Origin of the sequence: Microbacterium sp. WCS2018Hpa-23 (genome assembly GCF_031843845.1) — a bacterium.
In the GTDB taxonomy this organism is placed as follows: Bacteria; Actinomycetota; Actinomycetes; order Actinomycetales; family Microbacteriaceae; genus Microbacterium.
In genome coordinates this window covers 249,325-270,003 of sequence record NZ_JAVTIZ010000004.1, presented here as the reverse complement: position 1 = coordinate 270,003, position 20,679 = coordinate 249,325, and the positions used below count along the sequence as shown (strand labels likewise).

The window sequence follows — 20,679 nt, the reverse complement described above, 5'->3', positions numbered from 1 at the left end:
GCGCCGAGACCCATACGCCGGCGCCCGATGTCGGACGCCGAAAGTAGACTCGAAACATGGCATCCGACTCCTTCGTCCACCTGCACGTGCACAGCGAGTACTCGATGCTCGACGGGGCGGCGAAGATCGCGGCGATGACCCAGGCGGCTGCGGATTACGACATGCCGGCCATCGCGGTGACCGATCACGGCAACACCTTCGCTGCCTTCGAGTTCTACAAGGCGGCAAACGCCGCAGGCGTCAAGCCGATCATCGGACTCGAGGCCTACGTCACCCCCGGCACGCACCGCAGCGACAAGACGCGAGTGCAGTGGGGGTCGCCCGATCAGAAGAGCGACGACGTCTCGGGTTCCGGCGCGTACACCCACATGACGATGTGGAGCGAGAGCACGCAGGGGATGCACAACCTCTTCCGGCTCAGTTCGCTGTCGAGCATGGAGGGCTACTACTTCAAGCCCCGAATGGATCGGGAGCTCCTGCAGACCTACGGCAAGGGCCTGATCGCCACGACCGGATGCCCGTCAGGCGAGATCCAGACGCGGCTGCGCCTCGGCCAGTACGACGCGGCTCGCGCGGCGGCGGCCGAGTTCCAGGATCTGTTCGGCAAGGAGAACTACTTCGCCGAGATCATGGATCACGGCCTCTCCATCGAGCGCAGGGTCATGACTGACCTGATCCGCCTCGCCAAAGACCTCAACATCCCGCTCGTCGGCACCAACGACTCGCACTACACGCACCAGCACGAGGCCGATGCGCACGCGGCGCTGCTGTGCGTGCAGTCCGGCTCGACGCTCGATGACCCGAACCGCTTCAAGTTCGACGGCGACGGGTACTACATCAAGACGGCCGCAGAGATGCGTCAGCTGTTCCGCGACCACCCCGAGGCATGCGACAACACGCTGCTCATCGCCGAGCGCTGCGAGGTCGAGTTCAACACCGCGGCGAACTACATGCCGCGCTTCCCCGTGCCGGACGGCGAGACCGAGGACAGCTGGCTCATCAAGGAGGTCGAAGCGGGCCTCCACTACCGGTACCCGAGCGGCATCCCCGACAAGGTGCGCAAGCAGGCAGAGTACGAGACCGGGATCATCCTGCAGATGGGTTTCCCGGGCTACTTCCTGGTCGTCGCCGACTTCATCAACTGGGCCAAGGACAACGGCATCCGCGTCGGTCCCGGTCGTGGTTCCGGTGCCGGATCGATGGTCGCCTACGCCATGAAGATCACCGACCTCGATCCCCTCGAGCACGGCCTCATCTTCGAGCGGTTCCTCAACCCCGACCGCGTCTCGATGCCCGACTTCGACGTCGACTTCGATGACCGTCGCCGTGGCGAGGTCATCGACTACGTGACCAAGAAGTACGGCTCAGAGCGCGTCGCGCAGATCGTCACCTACGGAACGATCAAGTCGAAGCAGGCGCTGAAGGATGCCGGGCGAGTGCTCGGCTTCCCCTTCAGCATGGGCGAGCGACTGACCAAGGCGATGCCGCCGCCCGTCATGGGCAAGGACATGCCCCTCGACGGCATGTTCGACTCCGCGCACCCCCGCTACAAGGAGGCGAGCGAGTTCCGCGCGCTGATCGAGACCGACCCCGAGGCGAAGACGGTGTTCGATCGCGCCCTCGGGCTCGAGGGGCTGAAGCGGCAGTGGGGCGTCCACGCCGCCGGAGTGATCATGTCGTCCGAGCCGCTGCTCGACATCATCCCGATCATGCGTCGCGAGCAGGACGGCCAGATCGTCACGCAGTTCGACTACCCGTCGTGCGAGTCGCTCGGCCTGATCAAGATGGACTTCCTGGGGTTGCGCAACCTCACGATCATCTCCGACGCGCTCGACAACATCCGCACCAACAGGGGAGAAGAGCTCGACCTCGAGCACCTCGAGCTCGACGACCGCGGGGCTTACGATCTGCTCGGTCGTGGTGAATCGCTCGGCGTCTTCCAGCTCGACGGCGGGCCCATGCGGGCGCTCATGCGTCTGATGCGCCCAGACAACTTCGGCGACATCTCGGCCCTCATCGCGCTGTACCGTCCAGGGCCCATGGGTGCGAACTCCCACACGAACTACGCGCTGCGAAAGAACGGCCAGCAGCCCATCACGCCGATCCATCCCGAGTTCACCGAATCGCTCGCCGACATCCTCGACGAGTCCTACGGCCTGATCATCTATCAGGAGCAGGTCATGGCCATCGCCCAGCGCGTGGCCGGATTCTCCCTCGGCCAAGCCGACATCCTCCGCCGAGCGATGGGCAAGAAGAAGAAGTCCGAGCTGGACAAGCAGTTCGAGGGCTTCCAGGCAGGTATGCACGCGAACGGCTACTCGGATGGCGCCGTCAACGCCATCTGGGAGATCCTGCTCCCGTTCTCCGACTACGCGTTCAACAAAGCCCACTCGGCCGCCTACGGCGTCGTGTCGTACTGGACCGCCTACCTCAAGGCGCACTATCCCGCCGAGTACATGGCCGCACTGCTCACCAGCGTCGGCGACTCGAAAGACAAGATGGCGCTGTATCTGAACGAGTGCCGCCGCATGGGCATCAAGGTGCTCCCGCCGGACGTCTCCGAATCCATCAACTACTTCGCCGCCGTCGGCGACGACATCCGATTCGGGCTCGGCGCCGTGCGAAACGTCGGCAGCAACGTCGTCGAGGGCATCGTGAAGTCGCGGAAGGACGAGCGCTTCACCTCGTTCCACCACTTCCTCGACAAGGTGCCGCTGCACGTCTCGAACAAGCGCACCGTCGAGTCGCTGATCAAGGCAGGCGCCTTCGACTCGATGGGCGACTCCCGCCGGGCGCTGCTGGAGGTCCACGAGGACGCCGTCGAGGCCGCCGTGGATCGCAAGCGGAACGAAGCGCAGGGCGCGATCGGGTTCGACTTCGACAGCCTGTACGAGGGCACCGACGAGGTGGCGCCCGCCAAGGTTCCCGCGCGACCCGAGTGGATCAAGAAGGACAAGCTCGCATTCGAACGCGAGATGCTCGGTCTGTACGTCTCCGACCATCCGCTCGCAGGGCTTGAAGTGCCTCTCGCGAAGCACGCGTCGATCTCGATCCACAACCTCATCAACTCCGAGGAGATGCAGGACGGCGAACAGGTCACGGTTGCCGGGCTCGTCACGAGCGTGCAGCATCGTGTCGCCAAAGCCAGCGGAAACCCGTACGGCATGATCACCGTCGAGGACTTCAACGGCGAGGTGACGGTCATGTTCATGGGCAAGACCTACACCGAGTTCCAACACATACTCCAGCAGGACTCGATCCTGGCCGTCCGCGGACGCGTCTCGAAGCGGGACGACGGGCTCAACCTCCACGCGCAATCGGCATTCGCACCCGACGTCGGCTCCTTCGATGCGGCAGGACCGCTCGCACTCGTGCTGGCTGAGCAGAGAGCGACCGAGAGGGTCATGAACGAGCTCGCCGAGGTCCTGCGCCGACACAACGGAGACACCGAGGTGATTCTGCGCGTGCACCGTGGTGGTACGGCGAAGGTGTTCGACGTGCCGATGCCCGTGAAGGTCTCCGCCGACCTGTTCGGCGATCTCAAATCCCTGCTCGGGCCGAGCTGTCTCGGCTGAACCGACTCCATACACGAGTCGCCCGATGACGCCCTCCCGGATGCACCGGGTAGTATCAGGACGCGTTCGGGTGCAGGGCGTCAGAGGCTCTGCACCGTGGCGAAAGGACCACCCCCATGAGCACGGAATCCCCCTTCCTGAACAGTGACGGCTCGGATGCAGACGGTGCAGCCGCGGCCTCCGAAGCCACGGTCGACGAGGTCTTCTCCGACGACGACGGTGTCCTCTACGACGACGAGGTGACGCCGGAGTTCGGCATCCTCGGGTTCACCCTGCGTGAGCTCCTGATCGTCGGCGTGTGGCTTGTCGCATTCATCTCCTCGTTCTTCCCGCACGCCGTCGACGCCTCGATCTGGAGCACCGGCATCCAGTGGATCCTTCCGATCGGGGTGCCCACGGTCGCGGTCTTCCTGTTGATCCTGCGCCGGTTCTCACCGGACGGCATCCGCCGGGTCGGATCCCTCGGGATCGATCAGTTCGCCTCCGTCGCCTTCTCCGTCGCAGCCGTCTTCTGGATCGGAGCCCTGTGGAACGCGGTCGCCTTCGCGATCGAGTTCGGGATCTTCGCACTCTCCTGGAGCGGCATCGTCCAGCTCATCGCGTCGCTCGCGCTCGTCACCCTCACCGTGTTCGCGCCGCTGGTCCCCGGGCTCAGGGAAGACTTCCACGGCCGGCTCGTCACGCTCGCACACCGCAACGCGAACCCGGTGCGCCCCGTCATCCCGCGTCCGCGGCCCGAGCCGACTTCCGCGGCGGAGGCGACTTCTGTGAGCGCCTCGCGAGACGCCGAAGAATCCTCGCCGGGTGCACCCTTCGCCGGGGCGGGCTATGCGACCGTGCCCGCGCCCGAAGCGACAGCCCAGGACACGACTGCCCAGGACACGACTGCCCAGGACGAGACTGCCCAGGACATGACAGCCCAGTACGTGCCCGACACGACCGAGCAGTACGTGCCCGACACGACTGCGCAGTATGCGCCGGACGAGCCCGTCCCTCACGAGGCGGTCCGTAGCGCCGAGCCGATGCCGCACACCACGCAGGCGTTCCCCGCGGGTGGGCTCGACGTCGAGCTGTCCGGGCAGCAGGCGACCGACGAGGTCGCCCGCCTCGACCTGGCCGAGCAGGTGCCGCTCGCCGCGCACGCCTCCGGCGGCGGGACGGGCACAGAGCAGGCGACGTCCGATGAGGACTACGCCCCGGCCTACTCTCGGAGTAGCCGTGGCCAGGAGCCCGAGATCGTCTCGGACACCGGAAGCATCGAATCGCTTCTGGGTGCGACGGCTCAGGACGTCTCGTCCGCCGAGACCACCGCGTTCCCCGCCGTGGAGGATCACACCGACGTCCAGGCGAACGACTCATACGCCGCTGCCCCCGCCGCGCAGCCGTTCTGGGTGCTCGCTCCGACCGAGCGCGACGTGCACGACGAGCGAGGCGAGGCGATCTTCCAGATCGGTCCGAACGCCTGGGCTCTCGTCATCGAAGACCGCGGCGGCGCCTACGTCGTGCGACACGACGACGGTCGCATCGGCTACCTGCACGACATCGCAGACATCACGAAGGGCTGATCTTGCGCACGATCGATCTGCGGGGGCGCGAGCTCTCGCCGGCTGACATGCTCGCTGCTGTTCCGCGAGCCACCCAGGCACGCGCCGAGGCGCTCGACACGGCGGCGCGGATCGTCGAGGACGTGCGTGCACGCGGCGAAGAGGCGCTCCGCGAGCAGGCCGACAGATTCGACCGCGTCTCCGGACACGAAGTCCGGGTGCCGGCCCGGCACATCGCCGATGCACTCGAGATCCTGGCACCGGAGGTCCGCGATGCGCTCGAGGAGGCGATCCGTCGGGTGCGCATCGCCTCGGCCGCCCAGGTCCCCGCGCCCCAGGTCACCGAGATCGGTGCCGGCGCCACGATCACCCAGCGCTGGCAGCCGGTGCACCGCGCGGGCGTCTACATCCCCGGAGGCAAGGCGGTGTATCCGTCGAGCGTCATCATGAACGTGGTCCCGGCGCAGGTGGCCGGTGTCGAGCAGATCGCGCTCGCATCCCCTCCGCAGGAGGACCAGGACGGACGCGTCCACCCGACGATCCTCGCAGCGGCCGGGCTCCTCGGCATCACGGAGGTCTATGCGATGGGCGGGGCGGGGGCCATCGGAGCGTTCGCGCACGGTGTCGCCGACATCGGCCTCGATCCAGTGGATGTGCTCTCCGGGCCGGGAAACAACTACGTCGCCTCGGCGAAGAGGGCCGTGGCCGGTGTCGTCGGCACGGATTCCGAGGCCGGGGCAACCGAGATCCTCGTCGTCGCGGATGCGGCCGCGGACCCGCGACTGATCGCCGCCGACCTGGTGAGCCAGGCCGAGCACGACGAGCAGGCCTCGGCGGTCCTCGTGACGGACTCGGAGGGTCTCGCAGACCGCGTGGCGTCCGAGGTCGCCCGGCAGGCCGCGTCGACCCGCCACGCCACCCGCGTCGCAGCCGCGCTCGACGGCCCGCAGTCCGCGATCGTCCTCGTCGACGACCGTGCGATGGCTACGGCGTTCAGCAACGCCTACGCGCCGGAGCACCTGGAGCTGCACCTCGCGGATGCCGAGGCCGCGGCCGACACGTTCACCAACGCTGGTGCCGTCTTCGTCGGCGACCACACGCCGGTGAGCCTCGGCGACTACATGGCAGGCAGCAACCATGTCCTCCCCACCGGGGGACAGGCGCGCTATGCACCGGGCCTCGGCGCCTACACGTTCCTCCGCCCGCAGCAGGTGATCTCGTACGATCGCGCAGCTCTCGCCGAAGTCCGTGCCGGAGTCGTCGCACTCGCCAACACCGAGGTGCTTCCCGCGCACGGTGAGGCGATCGAGGCTCGTTTCACGGCGTAGGATCGGTCAGATGCACTGCCCCTTCTGCCGTCACTCGGACTCCCGGGTCATCGACTCCCGCACCAGCGACGACGGTCTGTCGATCCGGAGACGACGGCAGTGCCCCGAGTGCGGCGGCCGGTTCACGACGACCGAGACGGCGAGCCTCAACGTCATCAAACGGTCAGGCGTCATGGAGCCGTTCAGTCGTGAGAAGGTCATATCCGGTGTGCGCAAGGCCTGCCAGGGGCGACCCGTCACCGAAGCCGACCTGGCGATCCTCGCCCAGCGAGTGGAGGAGGCCGTGCGGCAGACCGGTGTGTCGCAGCTCGACACCAACGAGATCGGGCTCGCGATCCTCGGTCCGCTCCGCGATCTCGACGAGGTCGCGTACCTGCGGTTCGCGAGTGTCTATCAGGCGTTTGATTCGCTCGAGGACTTCGAGAGCGCGATCACCGATCTCCGCTCCGACCACGTCAAGTCGGAGCCCGTCGACCGGTAATCTGGCAGGGATGTATCCGCTGCTCTTTCGCGCTGTCCTGTCGCGCTTCGACCCCGAGTTCGCCCACCACGCCGGGATGGCGGTGATCCGCGTACTCGGTGTGCCCCCGTTCTCCTGGGCGACCCGCGCGTTGACGAAGCCCGACCCGTCGCTGCGTGTGGAGGCGCTCGGGCTGACCTTCTCGTCGCCGTTCGGCATCGCCGCGGGCTTCGACAAGAACGCGATCGGTGTGCGCGGGCTCGCGGCGCTCGGATTCGGGCACGTCGAGGTCGGCACCGTGACGGCGATCCCGCAGGAGGGCAACCCCAAGCCTCGGCTCTTCCGGCTCGTCGCCGACCGGGCCGTCATCAACCGCATGGGCTTCAACAACGAGGGTGCGGATGCTGCCGCGCGGCGACTCGCGAAGTTGCGCAGAGGAGCCCCGGACACGGTGATCGGTGTCAACATCGGCAAGAGCAGGGTCGTCGACGTCGAAGATGCGACAGCCGATTACGTCGCTTCCGCGACCAGGCTCGCACCGCTCGCCGACTACCTCGCGGTCAACGTGTCGTCGCCCAACACGCCCGGACTTCGAGGTCTGCAAGCCGTCGAGACGCTGGCTCCATTGCTGAGGGCCGTGCGAGCGGCATCGGGATCCACGCCGCTGCTGGTCAAGATCGCCCCCGACCTCCCGGATGACGAGATCACGGCGATCGCGAAGCTCGCCGTCGACGAGGGGCTCGCAGGCATCATCGCGCACAACACGACGATCAGCCGGGAAGGTCTGACCACGGATGCGGCGACCGTCGAGGCGGCGGGAGCCGGCGGCCTCTCCGGTGCACCGCTGAAGGAGCGTTCGCTCCAGGTGCTCCGACTCGTCCGCACCGCGGTCCCCGAGGGCTTCTGCGTGATCGCCGTCGGGGGAGTGGAGACCGCCGCGGACGTGCAGGAGCGACTCGCCGCCGGGGCGACCCTCGTGCAGGGGTATACAGCCTTCCTCTACCGCGGCCCGTTCTGGGGACGCGAGCTCAACAGGGGCCTCGTGCGCCGCTGAGACCGCCGCACACGCAGAAGAGGCGTCTCGTGCTCGTGAGAGCAGGAGACGCCTCTTGCGTATGACGGGGTGTCAGGCGGGGTAGTCGCCGCGCTTGACCTGGGCCTTCGGCAGGCGCATGAAGCGCATCTGCAGCGACCGCATGGCGGCGTACCAGCCGAGGCCGCGCTCCATGCGCTCCTGGCCGAACTTCGCTGCGACCTTGCGCTTGACGCGGAAGCCGAGGAGCACCATGCCGCCGATCGCGAGGATCAGGTAGGCCATCATGACCAGGTACGCCCAGCCGGCGATGGCGAATCCGCCGATCGCGAGGTTGGCGGGGAGCAGCGAGATGAGGATCACGAGAACCATCACGCCCATCACGAACTCGGCGGGGTGCCATCCGGCATCCACGTAGTCGCGCACCCAGCGGCGCTGCGGACCCTTGTCGCGTGCGGGGAGGAACTTCTCCTCGCCGGCGGCGAGGCCTGCCTGCGCACGGTTGCGTCGCTCGTTGAGCTCGGCGCGGGCTGCGGCCTTGGCCTCCTTGGTGTTCGCGACGAGAGGGCGACGACGTGCGGCCTCCTGCTCGGCCCGGGTCGGCGTCGCGCGTCCCTTGCCCGAGCCTGGCGTCTCGGAGGCGTCGTCGTTCGTCGGAGGGGAGACAGGGGAAGTGGCCACGAGGTTCCTCGGTTCGGTGAAGGTGGATCACCTTAAGATTACTCGCATGACATCTCCTGCCCAGCCCGGTGACCAGAATCTGTCCAGTGAGCGCGAACCCGCCGTGCTCGAAGCGGCCTCGACGGGCTTCCCCGCGGCGCTGAGCGACCTCGGTCGGCTCGTGCGCATCCCCGGCATGGCCTGGCCCGCTTTCGACCAGACGCAGCTCGAGCGCAGCTCTGAGGCCGTCGCCGCTCTCGCGACCGACACCGGAGTCTTCGACGAGGTCCGCATCCTCCGCGCTGCGATCCCCGGAACCGATGAGCACGGGCAGCCGGCAGTGCTCGCCACACGTGCCGCGCGCAACGGCAAGCCCACCATCCTGCTCTACGCGCACCACGACGTACAGCCCCCCGGCGACGACGCGCTGTGGCAGACGCCGCCGTTCGAGCCGACCGTTCGCGACGGTCGCCTCTACGGGCGCGGAGCGGCAGACGACAAGGCCGGCATCATGGCGCACATCGCCTCGATCCGCGCCGTCGCCGAGGTGATCGGCGACGACCTCGAACTGGGGATCGCGATGTTCATCGAGGGTGAAGAGGAGTACGGATCGCGCTCGTTCGCGCAGTTCCTCGCGGACAACAAGGAGGCGCTGCGCGCTGACGCGATCGTGGTCGCCGACTCCGGAAACTGGGATTCGGTCACGCCGGGGCTGACGGTGTCTCTCCGTGGGAACGCGCGATTCACGGTGCGGGTGCGCACCCTCGACCACGCATCCCACTCGGGGATGTTCGGCGGTGCGGTGCCCGACGCCATGATGGCGACGGTCAAGATGCTCTCCACCCTGTGGAACGACGACGGCTCGGTCGCCGTCGAGGGGATGACGGAGCGGGATGCTCCCACGCCCGAGTACGGCGAGGACACCCTCCGCGACGAGGCAGGGCTCCTGCCCGGCACCTCGCCGATCGGAGACGGCACGATCCTCAGCCGGATCTGGAACAAGCCGGCGGTCACCGTCATCGGCATCGACGCGACGAGCGTCGAGGCGGCATCCAACACGCTCCTGCCCGAGGTCACGGTCGTCGTGAGCGCCCGCGTGGCCCCCGGCCAGTCCGGTGAGGAGGCGTACGCCGCCCTCGAAGCGCACCTCCGCGCGCACGCGCCGTTCGGTGCCGAGCTGACCTTCTCCGACGTCGACCTGGGCAACGGATTCCTGGTGGACACGAGCGGATGGGCCGTCGCGCTCACGCGCGACGCGATGCGCGACGGCTACGGCGTCGCGCCGATCGACCTCGGCGTCGGCGGATCGATCCCGTTCATCGCCGACCTCGTGCGGGAGTTCCCCGCCGCGCAGATCCTGGTCACCGGCGTGGAGGACCCGCACTCCAGGGCGCACAGCCCCAACGAATCCCTGCACCTCGACACCTTCCGCCACGCGGTCGCCACCGAGGCCCTTCTCCTCTCCCGCATGAACGACATCATCATCTGAGCCCGTTCTGCCCGCCGGAGGGTAAAATCGAGTCACCAGCCGTGCGAGCGCGGCCCGTCACAAGGAGCGACATGAGCGACACCACACTGACTGCAGCAGAGACCACCCAGGCGCACGGCGTGAAGCTGACCGACGCCGCGGCCACGAAGGTCAAGAACCTCCTCGAGCAGGAGGGCCGCGACGACCTCCGTCTGCGCGTCGCCGTCCAGCCCGGTGGATGCTCCGGCCTGATCTACCAGCTGTACTTCGACGAGCGTTACCTCGAGGGTGACGAGACGGTCGACTTCGACGGCGTCGAGGTCATCATCGACAACATGAGCGTCCCGTATCTCGACGGTGCATCGATCGACTTCAAGGACACGATCTCGGAGCAGGGCTTCACGATCGACAACCCCAACGCCGCGGGCAGTTGCGCCTGTGGAGACAGTTTCCACTGATCCGAACCCCTCCGCCAACCTGCGTGGTTGGCATGAATCAGGTGTGAGGTTGCCCTAGACTTGGGTGTGCCCTGTCCGCAATCTGAAAGGTGCATCGTGCCCTCGAAACGCCGCCTTCGTTGGGCCGCTATTCCCCTGGGAGTAGTGGCAGCCGTGGCCCTGGCGGGATGTACTGCCACTGAGCTGAACGGTTACCTCCCTGGCTTCGTGGAGGGTGAGCCTGCGGCCACCAACCAGACCGAGCGCGTGTCCTCGCTCTGGGTGAACTCCTGGATCGTCCTCCTCGCCGTCGGCGTGATCACCTGGGGCCTGATGGCCTGGGCTGCGATCGCCTACCGTCGCCGCAAGGGACAGACCGGCCTGCCGGTGCAGATGCGCTACAACATGCCGATCGAGATCTTCTACACGATCGTGCCGCTCATCCTGGTGCTGGGAATGTTCTTCTTCACCGCTCGCGACCAGAACGCGATCGAGGCGAAGTGGGACGACCCCGACGTCGAGATCACCGCGATCGCCAAGCAGTGGGCGTGGGACTTCCAGTACGACGGTGAAGAAGAGGACAACTCCGACGCCGTGTGGAGCATGGGCATCCAGGCTCAGCCCGACGCCGCCGGCAACATCGACCAGGATCAGCTTCCGACCCTGGTCCTGCCGGTCGACCAGAAGGTCACCATCGACCTGCAGTCGCGCGATGTCATCCACTCGTTCTGGATCATCGACTTCCTCTACAAGAAGGACATGTACATCGGGAAGGACAATTCCTGGTCCTTCATCCCGACGCGCGTCGGCGAGTACGCCGGCAAGTGCGCCGAGCTGTGCGGTGAATACCACTCGATGATGCTCTTCAACGTCAAGGTCGTCGAGCAGGACGAGTACGACGCCTACCTCCAGTCACTCGAGGAGGAAGGCAACACCGGCGACATCACGGATGCGTACGACCGTCTGTCGAACTTCCCGGGCACCACCGCAACGACCGACTCCGAGGAAGGAGAGGAGTAAGCCATGTCGACAACTGAAGCCCCCCGCACCGACGAGGCCCCCCGCTCCCGACCCACGACTCTGCCCGCACGCCAGGCCGCTCTCATGAGCTCCTCGCGCGTCGAGCAGAAGGGCAACATCGTCGTCAAGTGGATCACCTCCACCGACCACAAGACGATCGGGTACATGTACCTCATCGCCTCGGTGCTGTTCTTCCTCCTCGGCGGCGTGATGGCCCTCGTCATCCGTGCAGAGCTGTTCGCTCCCGGGATGCAGATCATCCCGACGAAGGAGCAGTACAACCAGCTCTTCACGATGCACGGCACGATCATGCTGCTGATGTTCGCGACGCCGCTCTTCGCCGGCTTCGCCAATGCGATCCTGCCGCTGCAGCTCGGAGCCCCTGACGTCGCGTTCCCGCGTCTGAACGCCTTCGCGTTCTGGCTCTTCCTGTTCGGCTCCACGATCGCCGTGGCCGGCTTCCTCACGCCCCAGGGGGCGGCATCGTTCGGATGGTTCGCCTATCAGCCCCTCGCGAGCGCGTCGTTCTCGCCGGGTGCAGGTGGAAACCTCTGGATGGTCGGTCTCGGAATCTCCGGGTTCGGCACGATCCTCGGTGCGGTGAACTTCATCACCACGGTCATCACGATGCGTGCACCCGGCATGACCATGTGGCGTATGCCGATCTTCTCGTGGAACACGCTCATCACGAGCCTCCTCATCCTGATGGCCTTCCCGGTGCTCGCAGCTGCGATCTTCGCCGCGGCGGCAGACCGAATCCTCGGGGCGCACATCTACGACCCGGCCAACGGCGGCGTTCTGCTCTGGCAGCACCTGTTCTGGTTCTTCGGTCACCCCGAGGTCTACATCATCGCCCTGCCGTTCTTCGGCATCGTGTCGGAGATCTTCCCGGTGTTCAGCCGCAAGCCGATCTTCGGGTACAAGACCCTGGTCTACGCGACGATCGCCATCGCGGCGCTCTCGGTCGCGGTGTGGGCTCACCACATGTACGTGACGGGATCCGTGCTGCTGCCGTTCTTCGCCCTGATGACCATGCTCATCGCGGTGCCGACCGGTGTGAAGATCTTCAACTGGATCGGAACGCTCTGGCGAGGATCCGTGACGTTCGAGACGCCGATGGTGTTCGCACTCGGCTTCCTCGTGTCGTTCGTCTTCGGCGGTCTGACCGGCGTCATCCTCGCGGCTCCGCCGCTGGACTTCGCTCTGTCCGACTCCTACTTCGTGGTCGCTCACTTCCACTACGTGGTCTTCGGCACCGTCGTGTTCGCGATGTTCGCCGGCTTCTACTTCTGGTGGCCGAAGTGGACTGGACGCATGCTCAACGAGCGTCTCGGCTACGTGCACTTCTGGATGCTGTTCATCGGCTTCCACATGACGTTCCTCATCCAGCACTGGCTGGGTGTCGACGGCATGGTTCGTCGCTACGCCGACTACTCGGCGGCAGACGGCTGGACCTGGCAGAACCAGGTGTCGACGATCGGCGCGATCATCCTCGGTGCATCGATGCTGCCGTTCTTCCTGAACGTCTGGATCACGGCACGCAAGGCGCCCAAGGTAACGGTCAACGACCCGTGGGGCTACGGTGCATCGCTCGAGTGGGCTACCTCATGCCCGCCGCCGCGTCACAACTTCACGTCGATCCCGCGCATTCGCAGCGAGCGTCCTGCATTCGACCTGAACCACCCCGAGGCAGCGGAGTTCACACCTGCCGCTCCCGGCGAGCGAGAGGGCCACTGAGCCATGCGCGACAACGTCATTCTCTGGTGGATCCTGACCGCGTTCTTCGCACTGGTCGGAGTCGTCTACACCGGCTGGCACATCCTGGCGACTCCATCGGAGAACTTCGCCGAGCGCATCGAATGGGTCGGTACCGTGGCGCTGTTCTTCGCAGCCTTCATGGGTGCGCTGATCGCGTTCTACCTCGATCGCACGCACAAGGCGCAGAACGGTGAGCTGCCGGAAGACATCCTGACGAGCGACATCGACGACGGTGACCCCGAGCTCGGCGAGTTCAGCCCCTGGTCCTGGTGGCCGATCGTGCTCGCTGGATCCGCCGGCATCTTCGTGGTGGGACTCGCAGTCGGACAGTTCCTGCTCCCGATCGGCCTGGCGATCTTCGTGGTCGCGATCGTCGGCTGGGTGTACGAGTACTACCGCGGCAACTTCGCCCGCTGAGATTCTCGAAGAAGGCCCCTGGGATCTGATCCCAGGGGCCTTTCGTGTATCCCGCAGCTCGGATGAACCGTGGGCGACGCTATGCCTTCGTGCGCACCCGAGCCACACCGGTGAGCGGATCGACAGGGCGGTGGTGCACGCCGTCCGCGTCCGCCACCGGATAGCCCTCGCGAACCCAGTACTCGAAGCCGCCGATCATCTCGCGCACCTCATACCCGAGTGCGGCGAACTCCCTGGCGCCCTTCGCTCCGGCGTTGCACCCGGGGCTCCAGCAGTAGACGACGACCGCGGCATCGGCGGGAACCTCGACCGGAGCGCGGGCCGCGATCTCGCTGTAATGCATATGGACGGCGCCTGAGACGCGCCCCTGGGCCCAGGCCTCGTCAGAGCGCACATCGATGACCACGATCTTCTCGCCGGCCTTCAGAGCGGCATGGACGTCGCTGGCGTCGGTCTCGTAGGCGAGTTTGGCGGCGAAGTAGTCTGCGCGATCGATCATGATCCCAGCGTAGGGACGCGTTCCCTTGTGCGCCCTCGTCTTCCGGACGTGGGCGCACGGGAATCCGCCAATCTCGAAGTGAGTGTTCAGAGCTCCACGGTCATCTGCACGCGCCGTCCGTAACGGTCGAGCGAGAGTGAGGCCTCGGTGTCCACGAGGCCACGCTGGAACGGTGTCTCCGGGATGCTCTCGAGGAATCCGCACGAAGCGTAGAACGGGGCGTTCCACGGGACCTCGGCATAGGTCCGCAGAGACATTCGCCTGTAGCCGCGTTCGCGGGCTTCGTCCAGAGCTGCGCCGACGAGGCGGCGCCCGTAGCCCTTCCGACCGGAGGAGGGGAGGACGGACAGCTGCTCGAGGTGGGCGTGGCCGTCGGCGTCGAGGACATGGACGAAGCCGACGGGGGAGGAGTCCTCGGGGTCCTCGATGACCAGGACGAAGCCGGGCGCTCCGAGTCGCTCAGCACCGTTGCCGGGCGGCGGCCATTCCGGTGCTCCCAGACTGTCGATCAGAAGCGCGTCTGCGTGCGCCTCGATGGCGTGCAGAACCTCCGCGTCCTCGGAGACGGCCGCACGGATGGTGCCGCCGTTCATCGTGTCTCCTCCGCGACGGCTGCGATCGCTTCTATCTCGACCAGCTGGTGATCGTAGCCGCGCACCGCGTAGGCGTAGGGCGCAGCGACGAGATCGGCGGAACGGATGAGTTGTACTGCTGAGCTCATGTCACGATCCTTCCACGCTCAGTTGGGAAGGTCCCGGACACGAAGAAGGCCCTGTCCGAATCGGACAGGGCCTTCTTCGTGGGGGAGCGGCGGTCTTATTCGCCGTCCTCCGATTTCTTCTTACGAGGCTTCTTCACCGGCTCGGTCGAGATGACCGTGCTGGGGGTGTTCGACGTCTCGTCGATGTGGGTCTCACTCACGGTCAGGGGCGCGTCAGGGAATCCTGCACGCTCGTGAGCGCCCTGGATCTCTGCGGCCTCGGTCTCGTCGTTGTGAGCCTCGACGTGGTGCTGGTGAGCATCCGCAGCCTCGACCTCAGCCTGCGTGAGCGGGGCCAGACGATCCTCGAAGAACCAGCGCGAGATGGAGGACCGCAGGTTCTCGGTCCACGAGATGCGTCCCTTCGCGTTCGGGCGGACGACTAGCGGCTCGTAGCCGTCGACATCGATGAGCTTCCAGCGGTCGTACTTGTCGACCGGCTGGTGCACCTCGATGAACTCGCCACCGGGAAGGCGGACGATGCGGCCCGACTCGAAGCCGTGGAGGACGATCTCGCGATCCTTCTTCTGCAGAGCGAGCGCGATGCGCTTCGCCACGAAGTACCCGAGTACAGGTCCGACGAACAGCAGCGCCTGGAGTGCGTGGATCACGCCCTCCATCGTCAGCATGAAGTGCGTCGCGATGAGGTCCGAGGATGCCGCAGCCCACAGCACCGCGTAGAAGACGACGCCGGCGACGCCGATGGCGGTGCGGGTCGCCGCGTTGCGCGGACGCTGAGCGATGTGGTGCTCGCGCTTGTCTCCGGTGACCCACGCCTCGATGAAGGGGTAGATCGCGACGAGGACGATGAACAGCCCGAGGACGACCAGCGGCAGCAGGATTCCGAAGGACCAGGTGTGGTCGAGGAACACGATGTCGAGGTTTGAGGGAGCCAGACGCAGAGCACCGTCAGCGAATCCGATGTACCAGTCAGGCTGAGTACCGGCGGAGACGGGGGACGGGTCGTAGGGACCGTAGTTCCAGATCGGGTTGATCTGGAAGAACGTCGCGATCAGCACGATGGTGCCGAAGACGATGAACAGGTAACCGCCCATCTTCGACATGTAGACCGGCATCATCGGGTAGCCCACGACGTTGTCGTTCGTGCGGCCGGGACCGGCGAACTGCGTGTGCTTGTTGACGATCATCAGCATCAGGTGCACGACGATCAGCGCGATGACCAGCATCGGCAGCAGCAGGATGTGCAGCGTGTAGAGGCGACCCACGATCGCCGTGCCGGGGAACTCCCCGCCGAAGAGCAGGAACGATGTCCACGTGCCGATGAGGGGGATGCCCTTCACCATTCCGTCGATGATGCGGAGGCCGTTGCCCGACAGCAGGTCGTCAGGCAGCGAGTATCCGGTGAAGCCCTCGGCCATCGCGAGGATGAACAGCACGAAGCCGATCACCCAGTTGAGCTCACGCGGCTTGCGGAACGCGCCGGTGAAGAAGACGCGCAGCATGTGCACGCCGATGCCGGCGACGAAGACCAGGGCGGCCCAGTGGTGGATCTGGCGGACCAGGAGACCACCGCGGAGGTCGAACGAGATGTTCAGCGACGACTCGAGCGCCGCCGACATCGCGATGCCGCGCATCGGGGCGTAGGCACCGGTGTAGTGGGTCTCGACCATCGACGCCTCGAAGAAGAACGTCAGGAAGGTTCCGGAGAGGAACACGACCACGAAGCTCCACAGCGCGATCTCGCCGAGCATGAACGACCAGTGGTCGGGGAAGATCTTGCGTCCGAGCTCCTTGACGAAGCCGGAGATGCTGGTGCGCTCATCGATGTAGTTCGACGCGGCGCCGACGAATCGGCCGCCGAGGGGCGCCTTGTTGTCCTTGTCCTCTTTGGACAGCGTTGCGGTGCTCAATGGCGCTCCCAGAAGCTCGGGCCGACGGGCTCGGTGAAGTCACTGCGTGCGACGAGGTAGCCCTCGTCGTCGACGGTGATGGGCAGCTGCGGCAGCGGGCGTGCGGCCGGGCCGAAGATGACCTTGGCGTGATCCGTGACGTCGAACTGCGACTGGTGGCAGGGGCACAGGAGGTGGTGCGTCTGCTGCTCGTAGAGAGCGACAGGGCAGCCGACGTGGGTGCAGACCTTGGAGTACGCGACGATGCCGTCGTACGACCAGTCCTTGCGGTCCTCGGCCTCGACGAGCTGCTCGGGGCGGAGGCGCATCATCAGCACGATGGCCTTGGCCTTCTCCTCGAGGTAGCCGTCGTGGTGGCTGAGGTCGGCGAGGTCCTCGGGGATCACGTGGAACGCGGATCCGAGGGTGACGTCGGCGGCGCGGATGGGGGTTCCGTCGGGGTCGCGAACGAGACGCTGACCCTTCTCCCACATCGTGTGCTTCAGCAGTGCGACAGGGTCGCCCGCCGTGGGGTCGTCAGGGGTGCTGTGCGGGGCGAGGCCACGGAACAGGGTCACGCCGGGGATGATCGACGCCACGATCGCTGCGAACAGCGAGTTGCGGATCATGGTGCGACGGCCGAAGCCGGACTCCTCGTTGGCGGTCTCGAAAGCCTCGATGACCGCTTCGCGCGTCGACTCCTTGCCACGGGTGGGGTGGCGGTACTCGATGTGCTCCTTGTCGCTCATGAGCGCCTTGGACCAGTGGATCGCCCCGATGCCGATCGAGAGCAGCGCGAGTGCGATGCCCAGACCGATGAAGAGGTTGTTCTGACGGATGTCGATGAGCGCGCCGCTCTCGATGGGGAAGAGCATGTAGGCGGCGACCGCCCAGATGCTTCCTGCCAGCGAGAGGTAGAACAGGGTGTAGACCGTGCGCTCCGCAGCCTTCTCAGCGCGCGGGTCCTTGTCGGTCATCCGCTCGCGGTGCGGCGGCAGCCCGGGGTTCTGCACGGGATCGCTGACTGCGACACCCAGCCCCGGAGAGGGCTGGTAGGCCCTGTCAAGAGCCTGCGAGTCGTCGTCGTGTGCCATGGTGCTCCTCGTACGTTCCTCTTCGATGAATAAGCGTCAGTTGGACTTCGCCGTGATCCACACGGTGATGGCGACGAGCGCGCCGATGCCGAAGATCCAGACGAACAGGCCCTCGGAGACGGGACCCAGCGAACCGAGCGAGAATCCGCCGATCTGCACGGACTGCTGCTGGTAGAGCAGAGCCGAGATGATGTCGCGCTTGTCTTCGTCCGACAGGTTCATGTCGCCGAAGACGGGCATGTTCTGGGGACCGGTGACCATGGCGGCGTACATGTGCAGCGCGCTGGTCTCGGTCAGGGCCGGGGCGTACTTGCCCTCGGTGAGTGCACCACCGGCTGCGGCCACGTTGTGGCACATGGCGCAGTTGACGCGGAACAGCTCGGCGCCGTTCGCGACGTCGCCGCCTCCGTCGAGGATGTGCTCCTCGGGGAAGGTCGGGCCGGGCGCGGACTCCTGGACGAACGACGAGATCGCCAGGATCTGGTCCTCCGTGAACTGCGGCGTCTTCTGCGGTGCCTGCGGTCCCTGCATCTGCAGCGGCATGCGTCCCGTGGACAGCTGGAACTCGGTCGCGAGCTCGCCCACACCGTAGAGGCTGGGGCCGTTCGGGGTGCCCTGCAGGTCGAGGCCGTGGCAGGTGGCGCAGTTCGCCGTGAACAGCTTCTCTCCGTCTTCGACGGTGAGGGTGCTCTCAGCGGTGGTCTGCGTGTCGGTCGCAGCGAAGGCTGCGGATGTTCCGGCGTACACGGCGCCGGTGATCATGAGGCCTGCTCCGATGAGTGCCACCGCAGCCAGGGGACTGCGACGGCCGTTCGAACGGCGCTTCTTCTCTCGTGCCATCTCGGGGATCAGCTCCGCTCTTATTTCAGGAAGTAGATAACGACGAACAGCACGATCCAGACGACGTCGACGAAGTGCCAGTAGTAGGACACCACGATCGAGGAGGTCGCCTCCTTGTGCCGGAAATTCTTGACGGCGTATGCGCGGCCGATGACGAGGAGGAACGCGATGAGGCCGCCGGTGACGTGGAGGGCGTGGAAGCCGGTCGTCAGGTAGAACGCGGATGCGTAGGAGTCGGCGTTGATCGGCATGCCCTCAGCGACGAGCTGCGCGTACTCCCACACCTGGCCGGACACGAAGATCGCGCCGAGAGCGAAGGTGAGGAAGAACCACTCGACCATGCCCCAGCCGAAGAGGCGACGGCGGCCGGCGCCGTTCTTCTGCCCCTTGGCGATGCGGTACGGCTGCAGGTCCTCTGCCGCGAACACGCCCATCTGGCACGTGAAGGAGGAGAACACCAGGATCGCCGTGTTGACGAACGCGAACGGGACGTTCAGCAGTTCGGTGCGGTCGGCCCAGAGCTCCGGTGAGGTGCTGCGCAGAGTGAAGTAGATCGCGAAGAGTCCCGCGAAGAACATCACCTCGCTGCCGAGCCACACAATGGTGCCGACAGCTACCGGGTTGGGGCGCTTGATCGTTCTTGCCGCCGGGGCATACGTCGCTGAGGTCGTCACCCTTCCATTATGGCCGATCCTCGGGCGTGATTCTCGCACCGGAGGCCCCCGATTCGCTGTCATGCGACTTAGGCAACCCTAAGAAAACACTGCGAATCCTCGGTGAATCCGCGGGAAACAGGGGGAGCTGCGGGTGGGAGTGCCCGTGCGGAAGAGTCTGCACGTTTTCCCGGCGCCGATAGGATCGCACACATGGCTGATTCCCTGACCTGGTCCGACGTGCTCACCACTCTCTTGGAGCGCCGCGACCTCAGCGTCTGGGAGTCCACCTGGGCCATGCGCCAGATCATGCGCGGCGACGTGACCGAGGCGCAGCTCGCGGGGTTCCTCGTGGCACTGCGAGCCAAGGGAGAGACGATCGATGAGATCGTCGGGTTCCGTGACGCAATCCTCGAGGCGGCTGTTCCGCTTCCCGTGTCCCCGAACGTGCTCGACATCGTCGGCACCGGCGGCGACCGGGTCGGCACGGTCAACGTGTCGACGACCGCAGCGGTCATCATCGGCGCCACCGGCGTTCCCGTCGTCAAGCACGGCAACCGGGCCGCGAGTTCCGCCTCCGGATCATCGGATGTGCTGAGCGCTCTCGGGCTCGAGCTCACCCTCGACCCTGCCGCGGTGTCGTCGATCCTCGATCGCACCGGCATCACCTTCGCCTGGGCCGGCGCCTTCCATCCCGGCTTCAAGCACGCGGGCGCCGTCCGCGCAGAGCTCGGGGTGCCGACGGTGTTCAACATGCTCGGCCCGCTGTGCAACCCCGCCCGAGCCGAGGCCAACGCCGTCGGCGTGGCGCAGCTCGAGCGCGTCCCGCTCATCACCGGGGTGTTCCGCACGCGCGGCGCGACAGCGCTGGTGTTCCGCGGAGACGACGGCCTGGACGAACTCACCACGACCGGTCACAGCCGCATCTGGGAGGTCACCCGGGGCGACATCCACGAGCACGATCTCGATCCGCGTGACCTCGGCATTCCGGTCGCCGACCTCGCCGACCTGATCGGCGGCACCCCCGACCACAATGCGGAGATCCTGCGCAGGACGCTCGACGGCGAGAAGGGCGCTGTGCGCGACATCGTGCTGCTGAACGCCGCTGCAGGGATCGTCGCGTTCGAGCTGTCGCAGGATGCCACGCAGGTCCAGCGTCCGATCCTGGAGCGCCTGCGCGAGGGATACGAGCGTGCGGCCGCCGCGGTGGACGACGGCCGCGCAATCGCGAAGCTGGACGAGTGGATCAGTGTGAGCCGAGAGCTCGCCTCCGCGTAGGGAAG

General features: G+C 66.3%; 19 protein-coding genes. 11 read left to right on the top strand and 8 right to left on the bottom strand.

Annotated elements, in window-relative coordinates; translation table 11 throughout:
• The first annotated feature begins 56 nt into the window (after positions 1 to 56).
• The 5 genes from dnaE to RQG77_RS08785 all read left to right on the top strand — a co-directional run bounded on the left by dnaE (position 57) and on the right by RQG77_RS08785 (position 7,961).
• Complete coding sequence (gene dnaE, locus RQG77_RS08805) at positions 57 to 3,575, top strand: DNA polymerase III subunit alpha (RefSeq protein WP_311244381.1); 3,519 nt, start codon at positions 57 to 59, stop codon at positions 3,573 to 3,575.
• Between the two features lie 116 nt (positions 3,576 to 3,691).
• On the top strand, positions 3,692 to 5,140 hold the full coding sequence (locus tag RQG77_RS08800; protein ID WP_311244380.1) for a hypothetical protein: 1,449 nt from the start codon (positions 3,692 to 3,694) through the stop codon (positions 5,138 to 5,140).
• Positions 5,140 to 6,447, top strand: a complete 1,308-nt coding sequence (gene hisD, locus RQG77_RS08795) for a histidinol dehydrogenase (protein WP_311244455.1) — start codon at positions 5,140 to 5,142, stop codon at positions 6,445 to 6,447. Before RQG77_RS08800 ends, hisD begins: the two co-directional genes overlap by 1 nt.
• Positions 6,448 to 6,457: 10 nt before the next feature.
• The gene (nrdR, locus tag RQG77_RS08790; RefSeq protein ID WP_311244379.1) at positions 6,458 to 6,928 is read left to right on the top strand and encodes a transcriptional regulator NrdR; all 471 of its coding nucleotides are present in this window, start codon (positions 6,458 to 6,460) and stop codon (positions 6,926 to 6,928) included.
• A gap of 10 nt (positions 6,929 to 6,938) precedes the next feature.
• Complete coding sequence (locus RQG77_RS08785; protein WP_311244378.1) at positions 6,939 to 7,961, top strand: quinone-dependent dihydroorotate dehydrogenase; 1,023 nt, start codon at positions 6,939 to 6,941, stop codon at positions 7,959 to 7,961.
• A gap of 72 nt (positions 7,962 to 8,033) precedes the next feature.
• On the opposite strand, the gene RQG77_RS08780 is transcribed toward RQG77_RS08785, so the two are convergent.
• Positions 8,034 to 8,621, bottom strand: coding sequence for a DUF3043 domain-containing protein (locus tag RQG77_RS08780; protein WP_311244377.1), 588 nt, complete (start codon positions 8,619 to 8,621; stop codon positions 8,034 to 8,036).
• Between the two features lie 46 nt (positions 8,622 to 8,667).
• Here RQG77_RS08780 and RQG77_RS08775 point away from each other — a divergent pair, with 46 nt between their 5' ends.
• From RQG77_RS08775 to RQG77_RS08755, 5 genes are all read left to right on the top strand, one after another.
• Positions 8,668 to 10,089, top strand: a complete 1,422-nt coding sequence (locus RQG77_RS08775; RefSeq protein WP_311244376.1) for a dipeptidase — start codon at positions 8,668 to 8,670, stop codon at positions 10,087 to 10,089.
• 71 nt (positions 10,090 to 10,160) lie between these two features.
• Positions 10,161 to 10,526, top strand: coding sequence for an iron-sulfur cluster insertion protein ErpA (gene erpA / locus RQG77_RS08770; RefSeq protein WP_056307018.1), 366 nt, complete (start codon positions 10,161 to 10,163; stop codon positions 10,524 to 10,526).
• Positions 10,527 to 10,622: 96 nt separating this feature from the next.
• Entirely contained in the window at positions 10,623 to 11,525 is a 903-nt protein-coding gene (gene coxB / locus RQG77_RS08765; protein ID WP_311244375.1) for a cytochrome c oxidase subunit II, read from the top strand.
• Between the two features lie 3 nt (positions 11,526 to 11,528).
• On the top strand, positions 11,529 to 13,262 hold the full coding sequence (gene ctaD, locus RQG77_RS08760; protein ID WP_056516527.1) for a cytochrome c oxidase subunit I: 1,734 nt from the start codon (positions 11,529 to 11,531) through the stop codon (positions 13,260 to 13,262).
• A 3-nt stretch (positions 13,263 to 13,265) separates the two neighbouring features.
• Positions 13,266 to 13,700, top strand: a complete 435-nt coding sequence (locus RQG77_RS08755) for a cytochrome c oxidase subunit 4 (RefSeq protein WP_311244374.1) — start codon at positions 13,266 to 13,268, stop codon at positions 13,698 to 13,700.
• Between the two features lie 79 nt (positions 13,701 to 13,779).
• Here RQG77_RS08755 and RQG77_RS08750 read toward each other — a convergent pair whose 3' ends face one another.
• The 7 genes from RQG77_RS08750 to RQG77_RS08720 form a co-directional block, all read right to left on the bottom strand.
• Entirely contained in the window at positions 13,780 to 14,199 is a 420-nt protein-coding gene (locus RQG77_RS08750; RefSeq protein WP_311244373.1) for a rhodanese-like domain-containing protein, read from the bottom strand.
• Between the two features lie 86 nt (positions 14,200 to 14,285).
• The gene (locus tag RQG77_RS08745; RefSeq protein ID WP_311244372.1) at positions 14,286 to 14,792 is read right to left on the bottom strand and encodes a GNAT family N-acetyltransferase; all 507 of its coding nucleotides are present in this window, start codon (positions 14,790 to 14,792) and stop codon (positions 14,286 to 14,288) included.
• Positions 14,789 to 14,920, bottom strand: coding sequence for a hypothetical protein (locus RQG77_RS08740; protein ID WP_311244371.1), 132 nt, complete (start codon positions 14,918 to 14,920; stop codon positions 14,789 to 14,791). The genes RQG77_RS08745 and RQG77_RS08740 overlap by 4 nt, the downstream gene beginning before the upstream one ends.
• A 95-nt stretch (positions 14,921 to 15,015) precedes the next feature.
• Positions 15,016 to 16,830, bottom strand: coding sequence for a ubiquinol-cytochrome c reductase cytochrome b subunit (locus RQG77_RS08735; RefSeq protein ID WP_311244370.1), 1,815 nt, complete (start codon positions 16,828 to 16,830; stop codon positions 15,016 to 15,018).
• Entirely contained in the window at positions 16,827 to 17,903 is a 1,077-nt protein-coding gene (locus RQG77_RS08730) for a ubiquinol-cytochrome c reductase iron-sulfur subunit (protein ID WP_056516544.1), read from the bottom strand. Before RQG77_RS08730 ends, RQG77_RS08735 begins: the two co-directional genes overlap by 4 nt.
• A 36-nt stretch (positions 17,904 to 17,939) precedes the next feature.
• Positions 17,940 to 18,743 (bottom strand): cytochrome c, encoded by an 804-nt coding sequence (locus RQG77_RS08725; RefSeq protein WP_056516548.1) that lies wholly within the window; start codon positions 18,741 to 18,743, stop codon positions 17,940 to 17,942.
• Between the two features lie 20 nt (positions 18,744 to 18,763).
• Complete coding sequence (locus tag RQG77_RS08720; protein WP_311244369.1) at positions 18,764 to 19,417, bottom strand: heme-copper oxidase subunit III; 654 nt, start codon at positions 19,415 to 19,417, stop codon at positions 18,764 to 18,766.
• A gap of 192 nt (positions 19,418 to 19,609) precedes the next feature.
• Here RQG77_RS08720 and trpD point away from each other — a divergent pair, with 192 nt between their 5' ends.
• A complete protein-coding gene (gene trpD, locus RQG77_RS08715) occupies positions 19,610 to 20,674 on the top strand; it encodes an anthranilate phosphoribosyltransferase (RefSeq protein ID WP_311244368.1) in 1,065 nt (354 codons plus the stop codon).
• The last annotated feature ends 5 nt before the right edge of the window (positions 20,675 to 20,679 follow it).

Coding starts and splice junctions, on each gene's coding strand:
- RQG77_RS08785 (WP_311244378.1), top strand. CDS start 6,939: ATGTATCCGCTGCTCTTTCGCGCTGTCCTGTCGCGCTTCGACCCCGAG.
- nrdR (WP_311244379.1), top strand. CDS start 6,458: ATGCACTGCCCCTTCTGCCGTCACTCGGACTCCCGGGTCATCGACTCC.
- trpD (WP_311244368.1), top strand. CDS start 19,610: ATGGCTGATTCCCTGACCTGGTCCGACGTGCTCACCACTCTCTTGGAG.
- RQG77_RS08755 (WP_311244374.1), top strand. CDS start 13,266: ATGCGCGACAACGTCATTCTCTGGTGGATCCTGACCGCGTTCTTCGCA.
- RQG77_RS08730 (WP_056516544.1), bottom strand. CDS start 17,903: ATGGCACACGACGACGACTCGCAGGCTCTTGACAGGGCCTACCAGCCC.
- RQG77_RS08725 (WP_056516548.1), bottom strand. CDS start 18,743: ATGGCACGAGAGAAGAAGCGCCGTTCGAACGGCCGTCGCAGTCCCCTG.
- RQG77_RS08750 (WP_311244373.1), bottom strand. CDS start 14,199: ATGATCGATCGCGCAGACTACTTCGCCGCCAAACTCGCCTACGAGACC.
- RQG77_RS08800 (WP_311244380.1), top strand. CDS start 3,692: ATGAGCACGGAATCCCCCTTCCTGAACAGTGACGGCTCGGATGCAGAC.
- RQG77_RS08740 (WP_311244371.1), bottom strand. CDS start 14,920: ATGAGCTCAGCAGTACAACTCATCCGTTCCGCCGATCTCGTCGCTGCG.
- dnaE (WP_311244381.1), top strand. CDS start 57: ATGGCATCCGACTCCTTCGTCCACCTGCACGTGCACAGCGAGTACTCG.
- ctaD (WP_056516527.1), top strand. CDS start 11,529: ATGTCGACAACTGAAGCCCCCCGCACCGACGAGGCCCCCCGCTCCCGA.
- erpA (WP_056307018.1), top strand. CDS start 10,161: ATGAGCGACACCACACTGACTGCAGCAGAGACCACCCAGGCGCACGGC.
- RQG77_RS08745 (WP_311244372.1), bottom strand. CDS start 14,792: ATGAACGGCGGCACCATCCGTGCGGCCGTCTCCGAGGACGCGGAGGTT.
- RQG77_RS08775 (WP_311244376.1), top strand. CDS start 8,668: ATGACATCTCCTGCCCAGCCCGGTGACCAGAATCTGTCCAGTGAGCGC.